Annotated in this window: 16 protein-coding genes; 7 read left to right on the forward strand and 9 right to left on the reverse strand. The window is 72.2% G+C overall.

Annotation, left to right across the window (positions count from 1 at the left end; translation table 11 throughout):
• Positions 1–2: 2 nt before the first annotated feature.
• Entirely contained in the window at positions 3–1,028 is a 1,026-nt protein-coding gene (locus ABZZ17_RS14555) for a MoxR family ATPase (RefSeq protein ID WP_356875707.1), read from the reverse strand.
• 106 nt (positions 1,029–1,134) lie between these two features.
• Positions 1,135–3,219 (reverse strand): trypsin-like peptidase domain-containing protein, encoded by a 2,085-nt coding sequence (locus tag ABZZ17_RS14560; RefSeq protein ID WP_356875709.1) that lies wholly within the window; start codon positions 3,217–3,219, stop codon positions 1,135–1,137.
• Positions 3,220–3,357: 138 nt separating this feature from the next.
• Here ABZZ17_RS14560 and ABZZ17_RS14565 point away from each other — a divergent pair, with 138 nt between their 5' ends.
• A complete protein-coding gene (locus ABZZ17_RS14565) occupies positions 3,358–3,543 on the forward strand; it encodes a DUF6104 family protein (protein ID WP_030190019.1) in 186 nt (61 codons plus the stop codon).
• A gap of 127 nt (positions 3,544–3,670) precedes the next feature.
• Here the strand turns inward: ABZZ17_RS14565 and ABZZ17_RS14570 are convergent, their stop codons facing one another.
• The 3 genes from ABZZ17_RS14570 to sodN form a co-directional block, all read right to left on the reverse strand.
• Positions 3,671–4,171 (reverse strand): hypothetical protein, encoded by a 501-nt coding sequence (locus tag ABZZ17_RS14570; protein WP_356875711.1) that lies wholly within the window; start codon positions 4,169–4,171, stop codon positions 3,671–3,673.
• Between the two features lie 135 nt (positions 4,172–4,306).
• Positions 4,307–5,560 (reverse strand): helix-turn-helix domain-containing protein, encoded by a 1,254-nt coding sequence (locus ABZZ17_RS14575; RefSeq protein WP_356875713.1) that lies wholly within the window; start codon positions 5,558–5,560, stop codon positions 4,307–4,309.
• 172 nt (positions 5,561–5,732) lie between these two features.
• Positions 5,733–6,128: a superoxide dismutase, Ni gene (gene sodN, locus ABZZ17_RS14580; protein WP_030709803.1), complete on the reverse strand. Its 396-nt coding sequence runs from the start codon at positions 6,126–6,128 to the stop codon at positions 5,733–5,735.
• Positions 6,129–6,301: 173 nt separating this feature from the next.
• Here sodN and sodX point away from each other — a divergent pair, with 173 nt between their 5' ends.
• Entirely contained in the window at positions 6,302–6,721 is a 420-nt protein-coding gene (gene sodX / locus ABZZ17_RS14585) for a nickel-type superoxide dismutase maturation protease (RefSeq protein WP_356875715.1), read from the forward strand.
• Here sodX and ABZZ17_RS14590 read toward each other — a convergent pair.
• Positions 6,625–7,254, reverse strand: a complete 630-nt coding sequence (locus ABZZ17_RS14590) for a CGNR zinc finger domain-containing protein (RefSeq protein WP_356875717.1) — start codon at positions 7,252–7,254, stop codon at positions 6,625–6,627. The two genes, sodX and ABZZ17_RS14590, sit on opposite strands and share 97 nt — an antisense overlap.
• A gap of 91 nt (positions 7,255–7,345) precedes the next feature.
• On the opposite strand from ABZZ17_RS14590, the gene ABZZ17_RS14595 reads away from it, so the two are divergent.
• Entirely contained in the window at positions 7,346–8,116 is a 771-nt protein-coding gene (locus tag ABZZ17_RS14595; RefSeq protein WP_356875719.1) for a class I SAM-dependent methyltransferase, read from the forward strand.
• 129 nt (positions 8,117–8,245) lie between these two features.
• On the opposite strand, the gene ABZZ17_RS14600 is transcribed toward ABZZ17_RS14595, so the two are convergent.
• The 3 genes from ABZZ17_RS14600 to ABZZ17_RS14610 are packed head-to-tail and all read right to left on the reverse strand — an operon-like array spanning position 8,246 to position 10,940.
• Positions 8,246–8,998 (reverse strand): amino acid ABC transporter ATP-binding protein, encoded by a 753-nt coding sequence (locus ABZZ17_RS14600; RefSeq protein ID WP_356875750.1) that lies wholly within the window; start codon positions 8,996–8,998, stop codon positions 8,246–8,248.
• An 11-nt stretch (positions 8,999–9,009) separates the two neighbouring features.
• The gene (locus ABZZ17_RS14605; protein ID WP_356875752.1) at positions 9,010–9,948 is read right to left on the reverse strand and encodes an amino acid ABC transporter permease; all 939 of its coding nucleotides are present in this window, start codon (positions 9,946–9,948) and stop codon (positions 9,010–9,012) included.
• Positions 9,949–9,989: 41 nt separating this feature from the next.
• Entirely contained in the window at positions 9,990–10,940 is a 951-nt protein-coding gene (locus ABZZ17_RS14610) for an ABC transporter substrate-binding protein (RefSeq protein ID WP_356875721.1), read from the reverse strand.
• 525 nt (positions 10,941–11,465) lie between these two features.
• Between ABZZ17_RS14610 and ABZZ17_RS14615 the strand changes: the two genes are divergently transcribed.
• The 4 genes from ABZZ17_RS14615 (at position 11,466) to ABZZ17_RS14630 (ending at position 14,614) form a co-directional block, all read left to right on the forward strand.
• Positions 11,466–12,668, forward strand: a complete 1,203-nt coding sequence (locus ABZZ17_RS14615) for an NADP-dependent malic enzyme (protein ID WP_356875723.1) — start codon at positions 11,466–11,468, stop codon at positions 12,666–12,668.
• A gap of 151 nt (positions 12,669–12,819) precedes the next feature.
• A complete protein-coding gene (locus ABZZ17_RS14620; RefSeq protein WP_356875725.1) occupies positions 12,820–13,782 on the forward strand; it encodes a zinc-binding dehydrogenase in 963 nt (320 codons plus the stop codon).
• Between the two features lie 62 nt (positions 13,783–13,844).
• Positions 13,845–14,054, forward strand: coding sequence for a helix-turn-helix domain-containing protein (locus ABZZ17_RS14625; protein WP_042818984.1), 210 nt, complete (start codon positions 13,845–13,847; stop codon positions 14,052–14,054).
• Complete coding sequence (locus ABZZ17_RS14630; RefSeq protein ID WP_356875728.1) at positions 14,054–14,614, forward strand: Clp protease N-terminal domain-containing protein; 561 nt, start codon at positions 14,054–14,056, stop codon at positions 14,612–14,614. The genes ABZZ17_RS14625 and ABZZ17_RS14630 overlap by 1 nt, the downstream gene beginning before the upstream one ends.
• Positions 14,615–14,719: the final 105 nt, after the last annotated feature.

Raw genomic sequence — 14,719 nt, forward strand, 5'->3', positions numbered from 1 at the left:
GCTCACCTCGGACGGTCGAGGCGTTGGATGAGCAGGTCGGCGAGGTCTTCCCGGGTGGGCGGGGCGGCGTAGTGGGTGAGGTAGATGGCGTTGAGGAGCTGGTCGGCGGCGACGAGTTCGGTGCGGGAGCGGCTGAGGAACTCGCGGATCAGGTCGGCCCCGAGCTGGGCGGCCTCCTCGCCGAGGTGGGCCCGGACCATGGTGGCGAGGCGTTTCTCGCCGGGCTGGCCGAGCTTGAGCTGGATGCAGCGGCGCAGCAGGGCGGCGGGGAAGTCCCGTTCCCCGTTGCTGGTGAGGATGATGAACGGGAAGGCCCGGCAGCGGACCCGGCCGTCGCGGACGGTCGCCCGGGCCCCGTCGTCGGTGAGGACCCGTACCTCGGGTTCGGTGTCGGCGACGCGTTCCAGCTCGGGGAGGGTGAACTCGCCTTCCTCCAGGACGTTCAGGAGGTCGTTGGGCAGGTCGATGTCGCTCTTGTCGAGCTCGTCGATGAGCAGGACGCGGGGTTTCGCGGTGGGGAGCAGGGCCGTTCCGAGCGGGCCGAGGCGGATGTACTTCCCGATTCCGTCGGCGGGGCCCCCGCCGCCGCCCGTGCCGGTGCCGCCGCCCGCCGCGATCTGGACGTCCTGGAGGCGGGCGAGGGCGTCGTAGCGGTAGAGGCCCTCCTGGAGCACGGTCCGCGAGACCACCGGCCAGCGCAGCACGCGGCCCAGTTTCAGCTCGTGCGCGACGGCGTGCGCGAGGGTGGACTTACCGGTTCCGGGATAGCCGGTGACGAGGAGCGGCCTGCGCAGGTAGAGGGCCGCGTTGACGGCTTCCAGTTCCTCCGGTTCCGGCCGGTGCAGTTCGGCGGCCTGCCGGTGGGCGCCCAGGCGGCGGGCCACGTTCCCGTCGGGGGCGGCGGCCGCCCCGCAGGGTTCGGTGACGGGGCCGCCGTCGAAGTCCCGCCAGGGCGGCGGGTCGGGCAGCGCGTCGATCCCGTCGTGGGGTTCGCCCACGCCACGGTAGATGAGCCATTCGTCGTTCACGGCTGTTCCCTCCCTCGAAGCCCGCACCGGCCGCCCGGCCCGGTCCGGGCCGGCCCGCGGATGCCCCCGGCCCGCGCACGGCCTTGGTGCGCGGGTTCCCCCCGGCTCACAGATCGCCCTGCAGTGGCTCGTCCTCGGGCAGGGCCCGTGCCGGGTCCTGCCAGACGAGTGCCGTTCCGGCCGCCCAGTACGCGTCCGGGTCGGCCCCGTGGGCCCGTGCGCGCAGGGCCTGGAGCCGCAGCGGCAGGACGGCGCCGCGTCCGGCGTCGGCCAGTTCCTCGCGCAGCCCGCGGTGGAAGGGCGCGCAGGACGCCCCCGGGTCCCCGGGGGGTCTGCGGCACACCGCCACCCCGTAGCCGGCGTCGTGTACGGAGTGCAGCGCGCCCAGGGTCGGATCGGCGTCCGGGGTCCGGCAGAGCACCGGCACGGTGTTGTCGAAAAGGCCGGCCAGCCACTGCGGCGAGGGGCTGCGGGGCCGCCCGCGCGCGCAGTCGGCCCGCTGGTCCAGCAGGGGCCCGGCCTGTACGCGCGCCCAGCGCCGGGCGGCCGCGGGGGTGTCGTCGGGGCCGGCCGGGTGGCGGAGCACGACGGGCCGCTGGACGCCCAGGGGCACGCCGCCCGCCACCGTCCACGTGTCGACGGGGAGTCCGAACAGTTCGGGTGCCACCGCCACTTCCAGCAGGGCGGGGGCCTCGTGGGTGTCGCAGCGCCGGAACCCTTCGGCGAGCGGGGCCCGGAGGGCGTCGGGGAGAGCGGCCGGGGTGGCCCGTACGCCGGCGGCCACGGGGGTGACGCGGCCGGGCCGGGCCGGGCCGGCCAGGACCGAGACCCGCCAGTCGTAGACGTCCTCCCAGCCGTGGGCCCACACCTCCAGCAGCACCGAGGGGCCCGGGGGCAGCCCGCCGGAGCGCCGGGCGGGGCCGTGGACGGCCTGGCCGGCGCGGGCCCTGCGGCGGCGTTCCCGCGCGGCCAGGCCCTGGTCGTGGCGCTCCCCCAGCTCGCGCCGCAGCGGCCGCCAGAGCCGCTCCGCGGTGACCCGTACCCAGTCCCACAGTTCCTCGTCGGCGCCCGGGGACGGTGGCTCGCGGTGGTCGGCGACGCTCACGTCCGTGGCGTAGCGGAGCATCGCGGCGGCTTCGCCGCCCGTGCCGGGCGGGTCGTGCAGCAGTCCGAGTCCGTCGCGCCAGCTGAGCGGGGCGGGCAGTCCCGTGTCGGGTTCCTCGCCCCGGGCCTGCTCGGCGAGTTCCCGGACGGCTTCGGAGGAGCCGGGCGGCGGGAGTTCGGCGAGGAGCCCGCACAGGGTGGTGCGCTCGCCGGGGGTGAGCCGGCCGCGTCCGCCGAAGCGGTCGGCTTCGGCGTCGGGGAGTTCGTCGTGGACGTCGGTCCAGGTGCGGCGGCTGTCGAGGTCGCTGTGGTGGCGGTCGTAGTGGTACAGGTCGTGGGCCTGCATGACCCGGCGGTAGAGGCCGGTCTGGCCGTTCGCCGGGAGGGGCAGGGTGCGTAACTGGGAGACGGAGACGGCGAGGCCGCCCCCGCCGGCGCTGCGCCGGGCCTTGACCACGCCGACGACCTCTCCTCGGGCGAGGTCGACGACGGGTCCGCCGGACATGCCGGCCTCGATCTCGTCGTCGTCGCCGAGGCGGATCGCGGCGCCGTTCCCTGCGGTGCCGCGCAGGCGGGTGGTGCGGCCGGTGATCTCGCGGATGCCGAGTTCCTCGGTGCAGCCGAAGTACGCGGCGTCGTCGAGGCGGGGGCGGGCGCGGTCGGTCAGCCAGACGCAGGCGTGGGAGACGGGTGAGAGGACCCGTACGAGGGCCAGGTCGGGCAGGTCCCACAGGGCCCGCCGCCCGGGCCGCCGCTCCTCAAGCCGGTCCGGCAGGACGCATTCGACCCGGCCCGCGACCGTGCCGGTGGTTCCGGCGCCGCCGGCGGACGGCCCGGAGAAGAAGGTGATGCCGACCTCACGCCCCGTGAGACGCACCGCAGCACCCCCTTCGCCGACCACGTGCGCGCACGTCAGGACCCAGCCGGGGGCGATGAAGAAGCCGCTGCCCCAGGTGGGTCCGGTCCCGTCGTTGCCGGGGTTCTCATACCCTCCCGGGGGCGCGTGGACGCGTACCGTGGCCGCCCGGACGAGGGGCTCCAGGAGCTCGAAGGCGCGCGCGGAGCCGGCCGTGCGCCCATCAGGCATCCCCAGACCCCCGCCCCCCGCTCGCCCCACCGAGAACGTCCAGGCTAGCGCCGGGGCGGGGGACGGCGGGAGGTGTCGCCGGCAGGCGGATTATCCTGGCGGGAAACACCCCCACCACGACACGGCACGGAGCCCGACTTGTACTTCACCGATCGCGGCATCGAGGAGCTGGAGAAGCGGCGCGGCGAGGAGGAGGTCACCTTCGAGTGGCTCGCCGAGCAGCTCCGCACCTTCGTCGACCTGAACCCGGACTTCGAGGTCCCGGTCGAGCGCCTGGCCACCTGGCTGGCCCGCCTCGACGACGAGGACGAGGACGAGGAGTAGCCCCGGGGCACCTCGCAGGTGTCCCCGCCGCCCCCGGCCGGCTCCGGCCGCCGCCCCCGCGCGGGCCGCGGCCGCCGGTCGGGCGGCCGCGCGCCGGCTGGCCTGATCGAGCCGGGGCCCGGGGGATTCAGCGCTCCCGGAGGATACGGTGCTCGTCCTCCGCGAGGCGGGCGGCGCCCGCGCGGACGAGGAGCGCCACGGACGCCGGGTCGCGGAACCGGGAGCCGCCGCCGAGGGTGGCCCAGTACACGGGGTGGGTGGCGCCGTACTCCCGTACGGCCGGGTCCGGGACGCCGAAGTACGTGCCGGAGCCGAGGCACTCGACGCCCGGGGCGGCGCAGCTCCACTCCCGTACGGTGCCGGGCGGGACGAGGGCGTAGTAGTTCCGGCCGTGGCCGTCGTGGATGACGGGGCCGCCGAGGCTCTCCTCCAGCCCGGAGTCGGTCTGCGCGAAGTCGCGCCCTGCCGTGCCGAGGGCCGCGAAGACGAGCCGCTCCGGGAGCCGGACGGCGTCGAAGGTCCGGCCGATGGGGAGGAGCACGATCCCGCGCTCGCGCCATTGCGTGCGGACCTGCTCGGGCTGGTCGTGGCTGCCGGTCAGCCAGCTCGCCATCGTGGACCGGGTCACCGCTGGTGTCACTCCCTGCCGTCGTCACGGGTCGTCGGGACGACGGTAGGGGTGTTCGCGTGGCGGCACGGGCACGGATCGTGCCCCTTCGTCCGCCGTTCAGGCGGTTCAGGCGGTTCAGGCCGTTCAGGCGGGTCAGGCGGTCAGCAGGCCGAGGCGGGAGGCGAGCTCGGAGGCCCGGCGGCGGCGGGCCGGGCTCTTCGCGTCCGCCTCCTCCAGGATGATCCGGCGGGCGTAGCCGTTGTACTGGACGGTCTCCGGCGCCACCTCGTGGGCCTGCGCGAGGGTGGCCAGGGCGGCGTCGGGCTGTCCGTCGAGGTGGTAGGCGCGGGCCTGCTCGATCCGGTGCCGGGCGCGGCGCGGCCGGGACGGGATCGCGTCGGCCTCCGCCCGGGCGGCCTGTCGCGCGGACTCCCCGCCCGCGTGCAGTTCGACGGCGACGGTGACGGCGTGGGCGCCCATGACCGCCCGGGAGAAGCTGGTGACGGGGTGGAAGTATCCGGCGGGCAGGGATTCGGCCAGGGCCCGGGCCTGGTCCCAGTACCGCCAGGCCGTGCCGGTCTCGCCGCGGCGGGCGGCCGTCAGCCCGGCCTCGACGGTGAGCGCCCCGGCCACCGCGCGCACGTCCGTACCGGCGTCGGGAAGCATGGGTTCCAGGTAGCGGAGGGTCTCCAGGGTGACGGCGTCGGCGGCGTCCAGGTGCGCGCGCTCGCGGTGTGCCTGGGTGGTCAGCCATGCGGCGAGGCCGATCGTGTGCGGGTCCTCGGAGTCCTGCGCGGCCGTCATGCCGCGCTCGGCCACGCGCCAGACGAGCGGGGCGTCGGGCTGGTAGGCGCAGAAGAACTGGGCCAGGAAGTACACCTCGGCCAGGGCGGCTTGGGCGGCCTTGCGGTCGGCCACCGTGCCGGCCCGGCGTACCGCGTCGCGCGCGTCGCGGATCAGGTCCGGCAGCAGCGAGCCGATGACGTCGCGGTGGTTCGGCGCCGAGTGGCGGGCCCGCCAGGCCCGCGCGAGGCGGGCCGACAGGTGCTCGGCGTCGGGCGGGGCGTCGTGGCCGGGGCCGAGCTGGAGGGCGTTGAGGGCCTCGCGGACCGCGGCGAACCGCGGGTGCCCTGGGCCGGCGAACAGGCTGACGCGCAGGGACTGGTCGCCCGTGAGGTCGGACAGGTCCCGGACGCGCAGCACCTCGGCGATGCGCAGGACCATCGGCAGTGCCGGAGTCTTCAGCCGGCCGGTCTCGACGGCCTTGACCCAGGATCCGGACCGGCCGACGAGGCCGCCGAGTTGGTCGCGGGTGAGGCCGCGCCGGGTGCGCAGGATCTGCGTTCTCTGGCCGAAGGCCAGCTGTTCGCGGTACGGGTCCTTGGCATAGGAAGACTCGGAAGACATGGCGGCCTTGCCCCTCTCCTCGCGGCTCGTCACCGACAGGCTAGGGGCCGGGGGCCGCGGCGTGGGCGCGGAGCGGACTTCCGCGTGACAACGGCCCGGCTGCGCGAAGCAGTCGGGCCGTTGTCACGTGCGCTCTGACCGGCAGCGCGGGAAGGTCCCCAGGGCGCCCGGATCAGGCGGCCTTGGTCTCCCAGAAGATGCGGTCGATCTCGGCGATCAGTTCGAGGGCCTTGGCGCCGGTCGCCGGGTCGTTGGACGCCTTGGCGGCCGAGAGGGCCTTCAGGGTGTCGTTGACCAGGGTGTGGAGCTGGGGGTACTTCTCGAAGTGCGGGGGCTTGAAGTAGTCGCTCCACAGCACCGACACGTGGTGCTTCGCGAGCTCGGCGCGCTGCTCCTTGATGGTGATGGCGCGCGCGCGGAAGTCCGCGTCGTCGTTGGCCTGGTACTTCTCCTGGACGGCCTTGACGGACTCGGCCTCGATACGGGCCTGGGCCGGGTCGTACACGCCGCAGGGCAGGTCACAGTGGGCGGAGACCTTCGCCTTGGGGGCGAAGAGGCGGGAAAGCATGGAGTTTGTCCTCCTCGTGATCGTCTTCTCAAGAGGGGAGGTTACTCGCTGAGATAACGGAATTCGCGGCCGCCCCCATGGGCTTAGGACAAAAGTCCAGGCTCGTGCGAGGTGTGGTGAGCGAACGTACGGCGGCGTGCGGCAGCATGCGGGGTGGGACGAGGAGGGCTCGGATGGTGGAGAACAGGCGCTCGCGGGCGCGTTTCGAGGTCGTGGAGGTGACGGGCCCGTCGATGGTGCCGACCCTGCTGCACGGGGACCGGCTCGTGGTCCGTTACGGGGCGCTGGTCCGGCCGGGTGACGTGGTCGTGTTCCGGCACCCCCTCCAGCAGGACCTGCTGGTGGTCAAGCGGGCGGCCGAGCGCCGGCCGGGCGGCTGGTGGATGCTCGGCGACAACCCGTTCAACGAGTCCGGCGACAGCACCGTCTACGGGGCGGTCCCCGCCGACCTGGTGCTGGCGACGGCCGTGCTGCGGGTCCGTCCGCGCGCGGCGGATCAGCGCTCGCTGAGGGCCCGGCTGTCCTGGGCGGCCTCGGCGCTGCGCGTGCTGCGCGCGGATTCCTCGGCTTCGAGCCGCTTGCGGGCGCGGTAGGCGGCGACGTTGGCGCGGGTGGCGCAGCGGTCGGAGCAGTAGCGCCGGGAGCGGTTGGTGGAGGTGTCGAGGTAGGCGTTGCGGCAGGGCGGTGCCTGGCACAGGCCGAGGCGGTCGGGGCCGTGCTCGGTGAGGTGGAAGGCCAGGCCCATGGAGGCGATGGCGGCGTAGCCGGCCGAGGCGTTGGACGGGTGGTCGGCGAGGTGGATGTGCCAGTCGGGCCGTCCGTCGGGGCCGACGAGCTCGTGGCCGGAGACCTGCGGGCTGACGGGGAACTCCATGAGCAGGGAGTTCAGCAGGTCCACGGCGAGTACGTGGTCGCCGCCGTCGGCGGCTTCGAAGACGGAGCGCAGCCGGCCGCGGACGTTGCGGAAGCGGGTGACGTCGGTGTCGGTGACCCGGCGGGCCATCTGCACGCTGGGCCCGAAGAGGGCGCGGACGTCGTCCGCCGAGGTGAGCGAGTCCGTGTTGCGGGCCGGCTCCTCGGTGTTGACCAGGCGCACGGCATAGTCCGAGTAATGGGCCAGTTCCACTTGTAGTCCTTACGGCTGCGGTTTAGGGTGAGCGCGAGCTGCTGTAACGGCTGATACGTCTTCGAGGGTATTACGTATGGAGGGGTTCAGGATGACGGACGCGGTGACTGGCGCGATCGGTACGGACTGGCGGGCCTGGCAGGACAGCTGGGACCGGCAGCAGGAGTGGTACATGCCCGACCGCGAGGAGCGGTTCCGGGTGATGCTGGACATGGTCGAGGCACTGGTGGGTCCCTCCCCCCGGGTACTGGATCTCGCCTGCGGTACGGGAAGTATCACGGACCGGCTCCTCCGGCGGTTCCCGCGGGCCGTCAGCACGGGGCTGGATCTCGACCCGGCGCTGCTGACGATCGCCCGGGGCCACTTCGAGGGCGACGACCGGGTCACCTTCGTCACCGCCGACCTCAAGGATCCGGACTGGCGCGCGGCGCTCCCCTACGACTCCTACGACGCGGTGCTGACCGCGACCGCCCTGCACTGGCTCCACAGCGCGGACCTCGCGGTGCTGTACGGGCAGATCGCGCCGCTGGTCCGCCCGGGCGGGGTGTTCATGAACGCCGATCACATGCCCGACCCCTCCACCCCGCGCATCCGCGCCGCCGAGCGCGCCCACCGGCACGCCGGCATGGACCGGGAGAAGGCGGCCGGGGTCCTGGACTGGCGCGAGTGGTGGGAGCTGGCGGCGGCCGACCCGGTCCTCGCGGAGCCGACCAAGGCCCGGTTCGCGATCTACGGGGAGCACGCCGACGGCGACACCCCCGACGAGGCCTGGCACGCCCGGACCCTGCGCGAGGCGGGCTTCGCGGAGGCCCGCAGCGTCTGGCGCTCGCCGTCGGACGCGCTGGTCCTAGGTCTGAAGTAGGAGATCTGAAGGAGGCAATCGGGCGGGAACGCCGGAGGGGCGGTACGGGATCCCGTACCGCCCCTCCGGCGTCGTGCGCGTACCGCTGCGGGCCGCTGCTGCGTGCTGCCGCGTACCGCTGTGTGCCGCTTACAGCACCTTGGACAGGAACGCCTTCGTCCGGTCGTGCTGCGGGTTGCCCAGGACGTCGCGCGGGTTGCCGGACTCGACCACCACACCGCCGTCCATGAACACGAGGTTGTCGCCGACCTCGCGGGCGAAGCCCATCTCGTGCGTGACCACGATCATGGTCATGCCCGAGTCGGCGAGGTCCCGCATGACGTCGAGGACGTCACCGACCAGCTCCGGGTCGAGCGCCGAGGTGGGCTCGTCGAAGAGCATCAGCTTCGGCTCCATGGCGAGCGCGCGGGCGATCGCCACGCGCTGCTGCTGGCCGCCGGAGAGCTGGGTGGGGTAGTTCCCGCCCTTGTCGCCGAGGCCCACGCGGTCCAGGAGGCGTACGGCGCGCTCGCGCGCCACCGCCTTGGACTCGCCCTTGACCATGACCGGGGCTTCCATGACGTTCTCGATGGCCGTCATGTGCGGGAAGAGGTTGAAGCGCTGGAAGACCATGCCGATGTCCCGGCGCTGGGCCGCGACCTCGCTGTCCTTCAGCTCGTAGAGCTTGTCGCCCTTCTGCTTGTAGCCCACCAGCTGGCCGTCGACCGAGAGCCTGCCGGCGTTGATGCGCTCCAGGTGGTTGATGCACCGCAGGAAGGTCGACTTGCCGGAGCCGGACGGGCCGACCAGGCAGAAGACCTCCCGGGGCGCGACCTCCAGGTCGATGCCGCGGAGGATGTGGGCGGCGCCGTACGACTTGTGGACGCCTTCTGCCTTGACCATCGGCTGGGCGGTCACTTCGCCACCTCCGTACGGCGGAACATGTTCAGGTTGGCCTTGAGGCGCTCGAACGGCGTGGGCGGCAGGCTCCGCAGCGAACCGCGGGCGTAGCGGCGCTCCAGGTAGTACTGGCCGACGCTGAACACGCTGGTCAGGGCGAGGTACCAGATCGAGGCGACGAAGTACATCTCGATGACCGCACCGGCGGTGCTGCCGATGTTCGAGCTGGCCCGCAGGAGTTCGGTGTACTGCACCGCCGAGACCAGGGACGAGGTCTTCAGCATGTTGATGAACTCGTTGCCGGTCGGCGGGATGATCACGCGCATCGCCTGGGGCAGCACGACCCGGCGCATGGTCTGCGTCCGCGTCATGCCGAGGGCGTGCGAGGCCTCGCTCTGGCCCTCGTCGACGGACTGGATGCCCGCACGGACGATCTCCGCCATGTAGGCGCCCTCGTTCAGGCCGAGGCCCAGCAGGGCGACCATGAACGGCGTCATGACGTCGACGGTCTCGTTCTTGTAGATCGGACCCAGGTTGATGTACTGGAAGATCAGCGGGAGGCTGAACCACACCAGCAGCTGCACGTAGACCGGGGTGCCGCGGAAGAACCAGATGTAGAGCCAGGACACGAAGCTCGTGACCGGGTTGTTCGAGAGCCGCATCACCGCGAACAGGATGCCGAGCACGAGGCCCAGCGCCATGGCGGAGATGCTGATGATGATGGTGTTGCCGAGGCCCGTGAGGACCGCCGGGTCGAAAAGCTTGTCGCCGACCGTCGCCCAGATGATCTTGCCCTGGGAGAAGGCGTAGACGAGCCAGGCGAGCAGCACCGCCACGACCACGGCGCTGATCCAGCGGCCGTAGTGGCGGACGGGGATGGCCTTGATGGCCTCGTAGGTGGTGCCCGAGGCGCCGGGCCCGGCCGGCGGGGTTGCGGCCGGACCCTTGTCGATCTTGTCAGTCACAATGACTGCCCTTCAGTGGAGCGCTCGGATCACTTGCCGGCGTTGATCGTGGCGGACGGAACCGCGCTGTCCTTCACGTTCCACTTCTCCAGGACCTTGGCGTAGGAGCCGTCCTTGATGATGGCGTCGAGGGCTTCCTTGATGGCGTCGCGGAGCTGGGTGTTCTCCTTCGAGACCGCGATGCCGAAGAGGCCGACGTCGGCCTGCTGGCCGGCGACCTCGAAGTCGTTGCCGCCGCCCGAGGTCTTCGCGGTGTACGCGGTGACCGGGAAGTCGTTCAGGTCGGCCACGGCGCCGCCGGCCTTGACGCGGGTCTGCGCCTCGGCGTCGGTGTCGAAGGCCTCGATGGTGAGCTTCTTGTCGCCGCACTTCTCGGCCTGGGCCTTGAAGGTGTCCTCGTACGTGGTGCCGCGCTGGACGGCGACCGTCTTGCCGCAGAGGTCGTCGAGCGACTTGATGTTGTCCGGGTTGCCCTTCTTGACCAGCAGCGAGACGCCGGAGGAGAAGTAGTCGACGAAGTCGACGCCCTTGCCGATCTTGGCGCCCTTGTCGTCCAGGCCTTCCTGGCGCTTCTTGTTGTCGGTGATCGACGACATGGCCACGTCCTGGCGGCCGGTCTCCAGCGAGGTGATGAGACCGTCGAAGGTGCCGGAGGTGAACTGGAACTTCACACCGAGCTGCTTGCCCAGGGCGTCGGCGATGTCCGGGTCGACACCGACGATCTTGCCGCCGTCGACGAACTCCATCGGGGCGTAGGCGGTGTCGGAGCCGACCTTGACGACACCGGCGTCCTGGATCTTCTTCGGCAGCTTCGAGAACAGCGGGGCGCTGTTGTCGGTCTTGGCCGAGGGGGTCGAGGAGCCAGAGTCGGTCTGGTCGCCACAGCCCGTGAGGATCAGGGCACCGGTGACCGCGATCGCGCCGACCGCGGCGATCCGGGACCGGGCGGCGGTCGTACGACGGGTGGTGCTTGCGGTCATGAGCTGGTTCCTCCGGCAGGTGGAAAAGCATCCGAGAACGGTCGGGGCACGCACCATCGAGTGTCGCGACCTTGTGTGATTACGGCATCTTGCCATTCGGACTGACGCATTCAGGCTGCCCATCAGGTCAAAATCAGATAACGGGCGCCCCCGAAGACCCAACAGGACTGCGGACAACGGCCGTCACGGCCGCACAAAAGCCCGTGACCTGGCACTTTCACCTCAGTTTTTGCGGCGCGTCTCGTCTGCTGGACAGCGAGGTTTGGACTTTTAGCCAAAACCGGGACAACGAGCCTACGATCGAACAGGAATCGACTCGTCTGGCCGAGCGTTCTTCCGGTAGAACAGATCCTTACACCCCTCATCCGGGGCTCAGGGCGCGCGTGCGGCGCGCCCGCGCGTACGAACCTCCCCTCCGCGGAGACGGGCCAACCGTCGACGCGGAGTCCGGACGCGGTGCCCGCCCACCCCTTAACCAGGAGTGGCCACCCTCAACGATTCAAAGGACTTAAGGGGTCACACACAGTGGCAGCGGAGATCGTCAACCCTCGCAGTGACAGCGCGACGGACAACAACCCCGACGCGGTGTTCGCACTGCACCGGGGCGGCAAGATGGCCATCCAGGCCACCGTGCCCGTCCACGACAAGGACGACCTGTCCCTCGCGTACACCCCCGGCGTGGCGAAGGTGTGCAGCGCCATCGCCGAGCAGCCGGACCTGGTGAACGAATACACCTGGAAGTCCAACGTGGTCGCCGTCGTCACCGACGGCACGGCCGTGCTCGGACTCGGTGACATCGGCCCGGAAGCCTCCCTCCCCGTGATGGAGGGCAAGGCCATCCTCTTCAAGCAGTTCGGCGGTGTCGACGCGGTTCCGATCGCGCTCGCCACCAAGGACACGGACGAGATCATCGAGACGGTCATCCGTCTCGCCCCGTCCTTCGGCGGGGTGAACCTGGAGGACATCTCCGCCCCCCGCTGCTTCGAGATCGAGCGGCGCCTCCAGGAGGCGCTCGACATCCCGATCTTCCACGACGACCAGCACGGCACGGCGATCGTGACGCTGGCCGCCCTGCGCAACGCCGCCAAGCTCACCGGCCGCACCCTCGGCGACCTGCGGGCCGTCATCTCGGGTGCCGGCGCGGCGGGCATCGCGATCGCCAAGATCCTGGTGGACGCGGGCATCGGCGACGTCTGCGTGACGGACCGCAAGGGCGTCGTCTCGGCGGACCGCTCGGACCTGACCGACGTCAAGGCCGAGATCGCGGCCCTGACGAACAACACCGGCCAGACCGGCTCGCTGGAGCAGGCGCTCGTCGGCGCGGACGTCTTCATCGGCGTCTCCGGCGGCACGGTCCCCGAGGCGGCGGTGGCCTCGATGGCGAAGGACGCGTTCGTCTTCGCCATGGCCAACCCGAACCCGGAGGTCCACCCGGACGTCGCGCACAAGTACGCGGCGGTCGTGGCCACGGGCCGTTCGGACTTCCCGAACCAGATCAACAACGTGCTGGCCTTCCCGGGCATCTTCGCCGGGGCCCTCAAGGTCCGCGCGACCCGGATCACCGAAGGCATGAAGATCGCTGCCGCCGACGCCATCGCCGGCGTCGTGGGCGACGAGCTCGCGGCCGACTACGTGATCCCCTCGCCGTTCGACGCGCGCGTCGCCGAGGCCGTCTCGGCCGCGGTCGCCGCCGCGGCGAAGGCCGACGGAGTGGCCCGCCTGGCCTGATCCGCGCACCACAGCAGTACGGGCGGGGCCCGGCCGGAGCGATCCGGCCGGGCCCCGCCCGTTTCCACGCGCCGCCCGTGCGACGAAGGCCTCACCACCTCGGCGGCGGTAGCTCTGGAACCCGCGCCCTACCGAGCGGTAGCGTCGCCGCATGTTCGCTGCCTACGCCGCCCGAATCGACCGTGACCAGCCGCTGAGCGGCCTCGTACTGGGCGAACGCCCGGCTCCCGAGGCCCGCCCGGGCTGGGTGACCGTCAACGTCCGCGCCGCCTCGCTCAACCACCACGACCTGTGGTCGTTGCGCGGAGTGGGACTCTCCGGGGACAAGCTCCCCATGATCCTCGGCTGCGACGCCGCCGGAACCGACCAGGACGGCAACGAGGTCGTCCTGCACTCCGTGATCGGCCAGAGCGGCCACGGGGTCGGCCCCGACGAGCCCCGGTCGATCCTGACCGAGCGCTACCAGGGCACCTTCGCCGAGCAGGTGACCGTCCCGGCCTGGAACGTCCTGCGCAAGCCCGCCGAACTGTCCTTCGCGGAGGCCGCCTGCCTGCCCACGGCCTGGCTGACGGCCTACCGGATGCTCTTCACCAACGCCGGGGTCCGCCCCGGGGACTCCGTACTCGTCCAGGGCGCCGGCGGCGGGGTCGCCACCGCCGCGATCGTCCTCGGCAAGGCGGCCGGCCTGCGGGTCTTCGCCACCAGCCGGGACGCGGCCAAGCGCGCGCGGGCCGTGGAACTGGGCGCGGTGGAGGCCTTCGAGCCGGGCGCGCGGCTCCCGCACCGGATGGACGCGGTCATGGAGACCGTGGGGGCGGCCACCTGGTCGCACTCGGTCAAGTGCCTGCGCCCCGGCGGGACCCTGGTGATCTCCGGCGCCACCAGCGGCGACCGGCCCGCGCACGCCGAACTGACCCGGATCTTCTTCCTGGAGCTGAAGGTCGTCGGTTCGACCATGGGCACCAAGGACGAGCTGGAGGACCTGCTGTCCTTCTGCGCGGCCACCGGGGTCCGGCCCGTCATCGACGAGGTGCTGCCGCTGGACCGGGCGCGCGAGGGCTTCGAGAAGCTGGAGTCGGGCGACCTGTTCGGAAAGGTCGTGCTCACGGTCTGACCTCCCCCGCCGTCCGTCAATCAGGGTTGACACCCCTCCCCTGTCAACCTACATTGACATGCATGACGGAAGCCACCGATCTCGCCGAACGAGCAGGAGACCGGGACCCCCGCGTGGGCCTGCGTGCCGTGGCCGCGCTCCGGCGGCTGCTGGAGCAGCTGGAGGCCGTACAGGTACGCAGCGCCCGGGCGCAGGGCTGGTCCTGGCAGGAGATCGCGGCCGAGCTGGGCGTCAGCCGGCAGGCCGTGCACAAGAAACACGGGAGGCTGTGATGTTCGAACGCTTCACCCGGGACGCCCGCGACGCCGTGTCGGGGGCCGTGGCCGAGGCCCGGCAGGCCGGCGCCGCCACCGTGGCCGAGGAACACCTGCTGCTCTCCCTGCTGACCCGGGGCGCCCTGGACCCGCTCGGCGTGGACCGGGAGGCGGTCACCGCGGCCCTCGCCGAGTCCCGGCGGCGCGGCGGCATGTCGAGGGCCGACGAGGAGGCGCTGGCCGGGCTCGGCATCGACCTCGGCGCGATCGTGTCCCGGTTCGAGGAGACCCACGGCGCGGGCGCCCTGTCCGCTCCGGCCCCGCGCCGCAAGACCCTCGCGGGCTCCCTCCGGTCGGCCCTCGGGCGCCCGGCTCCCGAACAGCGCCACGTCCCCTTCACCGGGGGCGCGAAGAAGGTGCTGGAGCAGTCCCTGAGGATCTCCATGGGCCGCAAGGACCGGCACATCGGCACCCTGCACCTGCTGCTGGCCCTGCTCTCGCGGCCCGGCACGGTCGCCGAGGTCCTCGCGGACCACGGCGTCACGTACGCGACCGCCGAACGGGGCCTGGCCGCCTGAGCCTCCGTGAGACCTAGTGCCGTGACCGGAAAGGTCCACCGGGTCGCGACGCCCGGCACGGCACCTCTCCGCGTTGTCGGACCACGGAGGTACGTCCAGTACGAG

Source organism: Streptomyces sp. NPDC006512, from assembly GCF_040611935.1.
Lineage (GTDB): Bacteria > Actinomycetota > Actinomycetes > Streptomycetales > Streptomycetaceae > Streptomyces.